This window comes from Edaphobacter sp. (genome assembly GCF_035763405.1).
In the GTDB taxonomy this organism is placed as follows: Bacteria; Acidobacteriota; Terriglobia; order Terriglobales; family Acidobacteriaceae; genus Edaphobacter.
Genome location: NZ_DASUBE010000089.1, coordinates 1 through 9,603 on the forward strand (window position 1 = coordinate 1; position 9,603 = coordinate 9,603).

General features: G+C 62.0%; 11 protein-coding genes. 7 read left to right on the top strand and 4 right to left on the bottom strand.

Going from position 1 to position 9,603, the window contains the following annotated elements; genetic code table 11:
• A partial coding sequence (priA, locus tag VFU66_RS09305; RefSeq protein ID WP_326445966.1) for a replication restart helicase PriA occupies positions 1–1,360 on the top strand: 1,360 nt, incomplete at its 5' end.
• A 9-nt stretch (positions 1,361–1,369) separates the two neighbouring features.
• Here the strand turns inward: priA and VFU66_RS09310 are convergent.
• Positions 1,370–1,639, bottom strand: a complete 270-nt coding sequence (locus VFU66_RS09310; protein WP_326445967.1) for an HU family DNA-binding protein — start codon at positions 1,637–1,639, stop codon at positions 1,370–1,372.
• 217 nt (positions 1,640–1,856) lie between these two features.
• Between VFU66_RS09310 and dcd the strand changes: the two genes are divergently transcribed.
• From dcd to VFU66_RS09340, 6 genes are all read left to right on the top strand, one after another.
• Entirely contained in the window at positions 1,857–2,411 is a 555-nt protein-coding gene (gene dcd / locus VFU66_RS09315) for a dCTP deaminase (protein ID WP_326445968.1), read from the top strand.
• A gap of 79 nt (positions 2,412–2,490) precedes the next feature.
• On the top strand, positions 2,491–3,138 hold the full coding sequence (locus tag VFU66_RS09320; RefSeq protein WP_326445969.1) for a response regulator transcription factor: 648 nt from the start codon (positions 2,491–2,493) through the stop codon (positions 3,136–3,138).
• A gap of 346 nt (positions 3,139–3,484) precedes the next feature.
• Positions 3,485–4,183 carry a lipid-binding SYLF domain-containing protein gene (locus VFU66_RS09325; RefSeq protein ID WP_326445970.1) on the top strand — a complete coding sequence of 233 codons (699 nt, stop codon included), beginning with the start codon at positions 3,485–3,487 and terminating at the stop codon, positions 4,181–4,183.
• Positions 4,184–4,278: 95 nt separating this feature from the next.
• Complete coding sequence (locus VFU66_RS09330) at positions 4,279–5,223, top strand: lysophospholipid acyltransferase family protein (RefSeq protein ID WP_326445971.1); 945 nt, start codon at positions 4,279–4,281, stop codon at positions 5,221–5,223.
• Positions 5,223–6,149 carry a UDP-3-O-(3-hydroxymyristoyl)glucosamine N-acyltransferase gene (gene lpxD, locus VFU66_RS09335; RefSeq protein WP_326445972.1) on the top strand — a complete coding sequence of 309 codons (927 nt, stop codon included), beginning with the start codon at positions 5,223–5,225 and terminating at the stop codon, positions 6,147–6,149. The genes VFU66_RS09330 and lpxD overlap by 1 nt, the downstream gene beginning before the upstream one ends.
• A gap of 4 nt (positions 6,150–6,153) precedes the next feature.
• Positions 6,154–6,702 (top strand): hypothetical protein, encoded by a 549-nt coding sequence (locus tag VFU66_RS09340; protein WP_326445973.1) that lies wholly within the window; start codon positions 6,154–6,156, stop codon positions 6,700–6,702.
• Between the two features lie 170 nt (positions 6,703–6,872).
• Here the strand turns inward: VFU66_RS09340 and VFU66_RS09345 are convergent, their stop codons facing one another.
• The 3 genes from VFU66_RS09345 to VFU66_RS09355 all read right to left on the bottom strand — a co-directional run.
• Positions 6,873–7,814, bottom strand: coding sequence for a ferritin-like domain-containing protein (locus VFU66_RS09345; protein ID WP_326445974.1), 942 nt, complete (start codon positions 7,812–7,814; stop codon positions 6,873–6,875).
• A gap of 12 nt (positions 7,815–7,826) precedes the next feature.
• A complete protein-coding gene (locus VFU66_RS09350) occupies positions 7,827–8,771 on the bottom strand; it encodes a ferritin-like domain-containing protein (RefSeq protein ID WP_326445975.1) in 945 nt (314 codons plus the stop codon).
• 133 nt (positions 8,772–8,904) lie between these two features.
• A partial coding sequence (locus tag VFU66_RS09355; RefSeq protein ID WP_326445976.1) for a TIGR00282 family metallophosphoesterase occupies positions 8,905–9,603 on the bottom strand: 699 nt, incomplete at its 5' end.

Below are 9,603 nucleotides of genomic sequence, written 5' to 3' on the forward strand. Positions count from 1 at the left end.
CAGGATTCGGCGTGGCGAGGCGCGCGTGGTGGTGGGGACGCGGTCGGCGGTGTTTGCGCCGCTGGTGAAGCTGGGCCTGGTGATTGTGGACGAGGAGCACGACGGCAGCTACAAGCAGGAGGAGACGCCGCGCTATCACGGGCGCGATGTGGCGGTGATGCGCGCGAAGCTGAATGACGCGGTGGTTGTGCTGGGGTCGGCGACGCCTTCGCTGGAGAGCTGGGCGAATGCGGACAAGGGGCGCTACGTACGGGTCGAGATGCGGGGGCGCGTGGCGGAGCGGCCGCTGCCTGCGGTGGAGCTGGTGGACATGCGCTCGGAGTTCCGCGAGACGGGGCAGGAGCAGTTGTTTTCGCGGCGGCTGGTGGAGGAGACGCAGGCAACGCTCGATCGCGGCGAGCAGGCGATTATTCTGCTGAACCGGCGCGGGTACTCGTTCGTGGTGATGTGCAGGGCGTGCGGCGAGAAGGTGGAGTGCGAGAACTGCGCCATCTCGATGACGTATCACAAGGCGGTGACGGGAGATGTGGCGCAGCCGGGGCAGCGGCTGGAGTGCCACTACTGCGGCTACCGGCGCGGTGTGCCGAAGGTGTGTCCGAAGTGCGGGAGCGAGCACCTCTATTATCTTGGCGCGGGTTCGGAGCAGGGCGAGGAGCGGTTGCAGGAGCTATTTCCCGGCGCGCGGATTGGGCGCATGGACCGCGACACGGTGCGCGGACGCAGTGATATGGAACGGCTGCTGGCGAGGCTTCATGCGGGTGAGATTAATCTTCTGGTCGGCACGCAGATGATTGCCAAGGGACACGACATTCACGGCGTGACGCTGGTAGGTGTTGTGGGCGCGGACTTTGCGCTGGGGCTGCCGGACTTTCGCGCTGCGGAGCGCGTGTTCCAACTGCTGACGCAGGTGTCAGGTCGCGCGGGGCGTGGTGAGTTGCCGGGCAAGGTGCTGGTGCAGACGTATCACCAGGACCACTACGCGATTCAGTTTGCGGCAAAGCATGATTATCCGGGGTTTGTGGCGAAGGAGCTGAACTACCGGCGGTGGATGCACTATCCGCCGTTTGCGGCGCTGGCGAATGTGGTGGTGCAGAGCGAGCGGCTGGAAGAGGCTACGGGGTGGTCGGCGCTGTTGGGGAAGTGGTTCGAGCAGACGCGGTTGGAGAAGGTGCGGGTGCTGGGACCTGCGGCCGCGCCGATTGTGCGGCTGAAGCGTATCTATCGCTACCACTTTGTGTTGAAGTCGGCGGAGCGGCAGGCACTGGGTGCGACACTGCGGGCGATGTTGAAGTTCGCCGAGACGCAGAACATTCCGCGCCGGAATTTAATTGCCGACGTAGACGCAGTGCATTTGATGTAGCACCGCGGCTTAGTTGATGAGGTGCAGTTCTTTGCCGGGCTTGAAGCGAACCGCTTTGCCGGGTGCGATGGTGACTTCAGCGCCGGTCCTTGGATTGCGGCCAATGCCAGTCTTACGCGGCTTCACGGTAAAGACACCGAATCCACGCAACTCGATACGGTCGCCAGCGATCAGGGTCTGCTTCATGCTTTCGAAGATGGCGTCGACTGCGGATTCCGCCTTCGTGCGCGGCAGACCTGTGCGTTCAACAACCCTTTGTATGAGATCCTGTTTAATCATCTGGGGCCGTCCTTGGGCTCTGATTTTATCAACTTAGCTACGTTTGATGCTGACCGGGATTAATACCGAGATGGTAGAAACTCGGGGCGAGATTGTCAATGACAGAACGCTGCCGTAAGATGAAGAATCTAATGCGGCAAGGGCAGACGACGCGCCCGCATCGGGTTCACACGTTTCAATATGTTTTTTTGACTCAACCTCGGAAGGAAGCACCAGAGTGGCGATTAAGGGCGACCGTTGGATCCGCCAGCAGGCGGTAGAGCATGGAATGATTACCCCGTTCAGCGAGAAGCAGGTCCGGGAAGGCGTTATTTCTTATGGGCTTTCTTCGTATGGGTATGACCTGAGGGTCTCAAACGAGTTCAAGATATTTACCAATGTTAACAGCGCGATTATCGACCCGAAAGCCTTTGATGAGCGGTCGTTTGTGACGGTCGAGGCAGAGAGCGTGATCGTTCCGCCGAACTCGTTTGCGCTGGCGCGGTCGATTGAATATTTCAAGATTCCGCGCGATGTGCTGACGATCTGCGTGGGCAAATCGACGTATGCGCGTTGCGGGATCATCGTGAACGTGACGCCATTTGAGCCGGAGTGGGAGGGCTTTGTGACGCTGGAGATCTCGAACACGACGCCGCTGCCCGCAAAGATCTATGCGAATGAGGGGCTTTGCCAGATCCTCTTCTTCCAGTCCGATGAGACGTGCGAAGTCAGCTACGCCGACCGCAAGGGCAAGTACCAGAAACAACAGGGGATCGTGCTGCCGAAGCTGTAGCCCGTGCCTGCATTTTCAGGTGCTTTAAGACTTGCCTGCTACACCCGAAACATGCTGAGTAACTGAGGCTGTGAAGGCGATGATCGACACAACACCGGCTGGTAGCCTGCGGATTGGCCTGGTAGCTACGGACCCGTTGCGTGTGCTGGGTTTGCAGACCATCTTTCCGATGGGCGGGCTGGTGGAGATTGTGCCGCTCTCGGTGCCGGGGGCGCTGGACGACTCGAATGTTTCGCTGGTGTTGGTGGACGCGGCCTGCACGGAGCATATCTTCGAGCTGCTGGCGACGTTTCGGCGCACGCGGCCGCATCTGAAGCTGATTGTGCTGGGGCTTGAGGAGGAGCACGAATATATTCAGCGGGTGATCGGCGCGGGTGCGAAGGGCTATCTGACGCATTCGTCGAAAGAGAGCGAGATACGGCTGGCGATTGACATTGTGCGGGACGGCTCGGTGTGGGCTCCGCGCAAGGTGCTGGCGCGGCTGTTGGATTCGTCGCCGAAGCTGGATGCTTCAGGACAAAAGGCCGAGGTCAGGCTGACGGAACGGGAGCTTCAGGTGCTGCGTTTGCTGGTGGCCGGTCAACCCAACCGCGAGATTGCCCGCGAGCTGGGGATTGACGTGATTACCGTGAAGGCGCATGTGGGGCGCCTGATGCGGAAGGTCGGGGTGGAGAACAGAATCGCTCTTTCGGTGCAGGCGGTGAACCGGAACTTGCTGGGGCAGTAGTACGCCAAGTCATTATTACCCTTCTCGTTAACCTGGTAATGAATCGAGTCGACTCGAAGGTATACATACCTCCGTACCGTTGTGGAGGGGTGCCAGGTGAGGCACAGTGAGAACAAGCAACACAGACCTGGGAGAGGGATTGCAGAGAGAGCGCCGATGATCCCCCGGCACTATCTCTGCAATCCCCATTTTTTTATGCGATGGAAGGCAGTTTGTCTTTTTTGCCTGCCGATGCAACTCCCCTGTGCGCCCGTCCATCACATAGGATGCTGGAAACAGGCGATTTCCGGGTCTGGAACATTCGCCAAGCTCAAAAGTTGGAATACGAAAGGCATGAATGATGAAGATGAAACGATTGTCAGCGATTGCATGTACCCTGGCCATGATGGCTTTGCCGCTTTCTGCACATGCGGCCAGTGATAAGGCCACGATAGCCGGACGGTTGAATGACGCGGCTGCAGTGATACGGCAGGTGATGGCGACGCCGGACAAGGCGATCCCATCGAGCATCCTTTCGGGCGCATCGTGCGTGGTGGTGGTACCGAGCTATAAGAAGGCAGCGTTTGTCGTGGGCGGACAGTATGGTCAGGGAGTTGCTACCTGCCGCACGGCGCGGGGCTGGAGCGCCCCGGTCTGCGTCCAGATGGCCGGCGGAAGCTTCGGTTTCCAGATTGGCGCGCAGTCGACGGATCTGGTGATGGTTGCCATGAACGACCAGGGCTTGCAGGACATGCTGAAGAACAAGTTCAAACTGGGCGCGGATGCGGCAGCTTCGGCCGGTCCGGTGGGCCGGAATGCCGCGGCTGGAACGGACTGGAAGTTGAACGCGGAGTTTCTGACCTATTCGCGCAGCAAGGGCCTGTTTGCGGGAATCAATCTGGATGGCACGGTAGTTTCGCAGAATTCGGAAGATACACGGACGCTCTATGGAGCCAACATTCCGTTTGAGACGATCCTGAAGGGAAATCAGGCGACTCCGTCGGAGGCGCGGGCGTTTGTGGGCACCGTGGCGCGTTACTTTGTGCGGGCGCGCAGGAACCGGTAAGACAACAAAGGGAACCCAGCGGAAGGGGCGGCCGGATGAGGCTGCCCCTTTCGCGTGTCTGCCGCAAAAACTGCGTGAGACGGTAGACTGTTGGCTTGAGCGAAGCCATTCAAAGAGAGGCCGCGAAGGCAGACATCAGCTTCCGCGAGCGGGCGGAGTTTGCCGTTGTGTGGCTGGCCGTGGGGACGCTTGGCGTGTTGCCGCGCGGGCTGGCGCGGGCGATTGGCGCAGCGGTTGGCGCGGTTGCTTACCGAGGGTTGGGACGGCTGCGGAAGGTGGGGCTGCGGAATCTGGCGCTGGCGTTTCCTGAGAAGACGGAGGCCGAGCGGGAGGCGATTCTACAGATCGTGTACCGGAACCTGGGATATTTGCTGGCGGAGTTCACGAAGATGCAGGGGTATACGGCGGAGAGTGCGAGCCGGTTTATCCGCTATGAGGGGCTGGAGAATTATCTGCGAGCGAGGGACAAGGGCAAGGGCGTGCTGGTGCTGACGGGACATCTGGGTGCGTGGGAGCTTTCGAGCTTCTATCACTCGCTGATGGGGATGCCGATGGGGATGGTGATCCGGCGGCTGGACAATCCGCTGGTGGATGCGTTTGTGAACCGGGTGAGGTGCATGCATGGCAACCGCGTGATCCACAAAGACGATTTTGCGCGCGGGCTGATTGCGTCGATGCGTGCAGGCGAGACGGTGGGAATTCTGATGGACACGAACATGACTCCGCCGCAGGGAGTGTTTGTGCCGTTTTTTGGCGTGGAGGCGTGTACGGCTTCGGGCATGGCGCGGATTGCGCTGAAGACCGGCGCGGCGGTGGTGCCGGGGTTTCTGCTCTGGCACGAGGCAGAGAAGAAGTATGTGTTGCGGTTTGGAGAAGAGTTGGAAGTCGTAAACACAGGCGACGCAGAGGCGGACGCCGTATCCAACACGGCGCGGTTTACGGAGGTGATGGAGGCCTATATTCGGCAGTATCCTGAGCAGTGGCTGTGGATGCACCGGCGATGGAAGACGCGGCCGGTGGGCGAGGCAGGGATCTACTGATGGCGACGATACGCGAAGTTGCAGAGTGGGTTGGGGTGGATGCGCCCGGTGCGACGGGCGAGGTGCGTGAGGTCTCGGGCTTCGACGGCGCGGGGGCGGAGTCGGTGGTGTTTGCCGTGGATGACGCCACGCTCGGGCTGGCGCTGGCCTCGAAGGCCGGAGTGATTCTGGCGAATGCGAAGCTGCGGGTGGAGGGCGTCGATTCCGATACGAGAGTCCTGTGGGTCAGAGATGCGCGGTACGCCTTTGCGGTGGTGGCGCGGCGGTTGAAGGGACGCGGTGAGCGGACGGGCGTACATGCTACGGCGGTGATTGGCAAAGATGTGACGCTGGGCGAGGGCACGAGCGTGGGGCCGGGAGCGGTGATTGAAGACGGCGCGCGTATCGGCAAGGACTGCAATATCCATGCGCGGGTTGTGGTGTATGCGGGGACGACCCTTGGCGACCGCGTGGTGGTGCAGGCTGGGGCGGTGCTGGGGTCTACGGGGTTCGGCTATGCGCGGTCGGCGGAGACGGGGGAGTATGTGATCTTTCCGCAGCAGGGGCGGCTGTGTGTTGAAGACGATGTCGAGATTGGCGCGAACACGACGATTGATCGCGGCGCGCTGGGCGAGACGCGGATTGGATGTGGAACGAAGATCGACAACCTGGTGCATATTGGACACAACTGTGTGATTGGCAAGAATGTGATTATTGCGGCGCAGACAGGCATCTCCGGGTCGAGCGTGGTGGAGGACGGCGCGATTCTGGGCGGGCAGGTTGGGATTGGCGAACACGCGACGGTGGGCAGGGGCGTGATTCTGGGCGGCGGTGCAGGTGTGCTGAGCGGGAAGAAGATGCATGGCGCGGGCGAGGTCTTCTGGGGGCGGCCTGCGCGGCCTTTGAAAGAGTATCTGCGCGATCTGGCGCGGCTGAAGAAGCGGTAGCGCGATGGCGATGGTGGTGGTCGGGGGACAGACGAAGGGCGTTGGCAAGACGAGTGTCGCTGCCGGGCTGATTGCTGCGCTCGCAGAGCGGCGGTGGACTGCGTTCAAGATCTCACTGGCGCGGTCCGGGGAGGAGTACGCGGGCGTCGAGGTGAGTGAAGAAAAGGACGCCGGTCAGACAACGGACACGGCGCGGTTTCTGACTGCTGGTGCTGCGCGCGCGTTCTGGGTGAGGGCGCGGCGTGAAGATTTAGCGGAGGCGATGGCGCGGATTCGGCCCCAGATTGAGGCTGCGGAGAATGTGCTGATCGAGTCGAATAGTGTCGTGGGGTTGCTGCGGCCTGATGTTTATTTGAGCGTGATCGATCCTGCTGTGGAGGACTTCAAGCTGTCGGCGCGTGAGTTGCTGGAGCGTGCGGACGCGGTGCTCGTGCAGGAAGGCTCGCTGCGAAACATTGTTGTCGAAGGAACAACGGTGCTGGCGATGCGGCCTCCGGTGTATGTGACGGCGGAGGTGGCGGAGTTTGTGCGGGAGCGGTTGCGGGAGGTGTGAAAAGCGGGTCCTCGCGCTTCGCGGAAGGATGACAACTGGAATGCAAACGGTGAGGGAAAATCAGGCTGGGCGAGGGTATGCAATCCCACCCATGCGCGATGAAGCCGCGCATGGATGGGGCACCCGGATGGTTTTGGTGAGGTGAGTGAAAGCGACGAGTCGGCGTGAGTCTACTTGATGGTGCCGTTGAGGCCGTTGGGGAAGAAGACTCCCTGGTTGTTCGATGCTCCGCCGGTGACGATGGCGAGGACCTGGGTTGGAGTGCGGGCGAAGGCGATGCTGTTCGAGTCGGCATCGACGAAGGTGAGCGCGGGATAGGTTGAGGCGCTCGCGTTGAGACTGACGTTGATCGTGGCGAGGCCGATGTCGTCTACCGGCGTGCCGGAAGGGTTGGCGAGCTTGCTGCGGGTGGCGGAGATCTTCTGGGTGAGCGACAGCAAGCCGAGTGCTCCCGTGGGATCGAGCTGGTTGAGGGCAGTACGGATGAGGCCGGCGTGGTAGGCCTCGACGGCGAGAATGCCTGCTGCCGCGCCAAGGGTGCCTTTGTTCTGGATGGCTCCGGCGGCACCGTGATAAGCGGTGACGCCGACGTCCTCGAAGATGTACGCGCCGATGAGGAAGTCGGCGTCGTGGGCGAAGGGGTCGAAGGCCGACCCGATGCCGGCAGCAGAGGCGAGCGTGTTGAAGGAGTGGTAGAGATCGAGATTGGGCATGGAGACGGCGGCTGAGCCGAGCGCACCCTGGAGGAAGGTGACATGCTTCCGTTCCTCGACAGCGGTCTCGGCGGCATAGGCAGAGATGACGGGGCTGCTGAAGGGAACTTTGGCGAAGCTGGGCTTCACGGTGACGGTGCCTGCTGTGCCTCCGTTGACCGAGACGGGAATGGGCGTGGGCAACTTGTCGATGGTGACGCCGAAGGCCGCGAGGTTGTAGAACTGCGCCTCAAGGTATTCGAGGTTGAGGGCGAAGTTGAGCACGTCGTTGTCGGTGAGGGCCGCGGCGTTGGCTGCGCGTGGGAGCATGAGTCCGGCAAGCGCGATGCCTCCGGTGAGCATCATGGCGCGGCGGCTGGAGATGATTTCGTCGAGTTGTCTGGTCTCTTGGGTTGCCATGTCGGTCCGTCCTTAGGAAGCGGTTGCGGTGATTTTGCCATTGAGTCCGTTGGGGAAGAAGCCGCCTTTGCCGACGCCTGCTCCGCCGACTGCGCCGTAGACGATGTGCAGGACCTGGTCGGTCGAGCGCGAGAAGGCGATGGCGTTGGTGGTGTCGGCTGCGACGATGCCGACGGTCGGATCGCCGGCGTAGAGGCCGACGTGCGTCTCGTTGCTGCCGCCAAGGGTCCCACGCAGGTCGGCGACTTTATTGGCGATGTTGACGTAAGTCTGATCGCTGGTGGTGGCGGCGCTTTCGGTGAGCAGGGTGCGGATGGCTGCCGCATGGTAGGCTTCGACGCCGAGGATACCGGCAGCCGCGCCGAGGATGGTCGAGCTTGAGATGAGACCAGCCGCGCCGTGATACGCCGTGACGCCCACGTCCTCGAAGACGAATGCGCCGATGAGGAAGGCTTGCGGCGTGAGGAATGGATTGAAGGTCGGCGTGGTCGTGATGCCTGCGGCGACGGCGAGCGGCGCGAAGAAGGTGAGGTCGATGTTTGGACGGGACACAGGAGTTCCGCCGTTGCCGGTGATGGCCTGTCGCAGAAAACGGACGTGATTGACCTCATCTTGCGCGATCTCGCTCGCGTACTGGGCGAAGCCGGAGGAGCCCCAGGGGACCGCGGCGATGCCCGAGGGAACGGTGGTGGTGCCTGCGCCCGTTCCGGCGTCGGCAGAGGCGAGGCCCTTGCCGGTTGCAGCGTAGAGGTAGAACTCGGCCTCAAGGTATTCGAGGTTGAGGGCGAAGTTCATGATGTCGTTGTCGGTGATGCCGGGGTTTGTTCCGCCGCCGCCGCCGGTGCTGACGCTGTTGCTGCTGCAGCCGATGGCCAGAGCAGCCGTTGCTGTCCCCGCGCCTGCCAGAAACGACCTGCGCGAGACCGCTCTCTTGATAAGATGATCGATTTTTTCCACGGTTTACCTCTCCTTCGTGCGGACGTATCGGATGCAGGCGTGATGGCGTCCTCTATTTGGAAGAACGTGCGAGAGCGTGAACCGGATTTAGGTGTGACGATGGAAAGCGGTTGGTTTGATGGGATAGAAAGTTCTATTCGCCGAGCATCATGCGCTGGATGCTGTGCGCGCGGCCCGTGGCGCCGTCGCAGCCAATGAGCGTGGCGCACATCCTCGGGTTGCCTTTGGCGGCGTCGAACTTGCCGGGTAGTCCGGTGAGAAAACGCTGGAGCACCTGCTCGACCTCGACGCCGATGACGGAGTTGTAGGGGCCGGACATGCCTGCGTCGGTTTGAAACGCGGTGCCGCCGGGCAGGATGCGCTCGTCGGCGGTGGGGATGTGGGTGTGGGTGCCGATGAGGGCGGTGATGCGTCCGTCGAGATACCAGCCGAGCGCGGCCTTCTCGCTGGTGGCCTCGCCGTGCAGGTCGACGAAGATGACCCTGGCGCCGGACTCGCGGGCGATCTGGTCGAGCAACTCGTCGGCCTTGCGGAAGGGGTCGTCGCAGGACGACATGAAGACGCGGCCCTGCAGGTTGATGACGGCGTACTTCTGGCCGGTGGGCAGCGCGCCCTGGTAGAGGCCGTAGCCGGGCGTGTTGGCTGAGTAGTTCGCCGGGCGCAGGACGCGGCGGCCGCGCTCGTCGGAGTCAGCCGGGACGGTCATGTATTCGAAGATCTCTCTTTTATCCCAGACGTGATTGCCGGTGGTGATGACGTGGACGCCGAGATCGAAGAGGTCTTCGGCGATGGTGGGCGTGATGCCGAAGCCTCCGGCGGAGTTTTCGCCGTT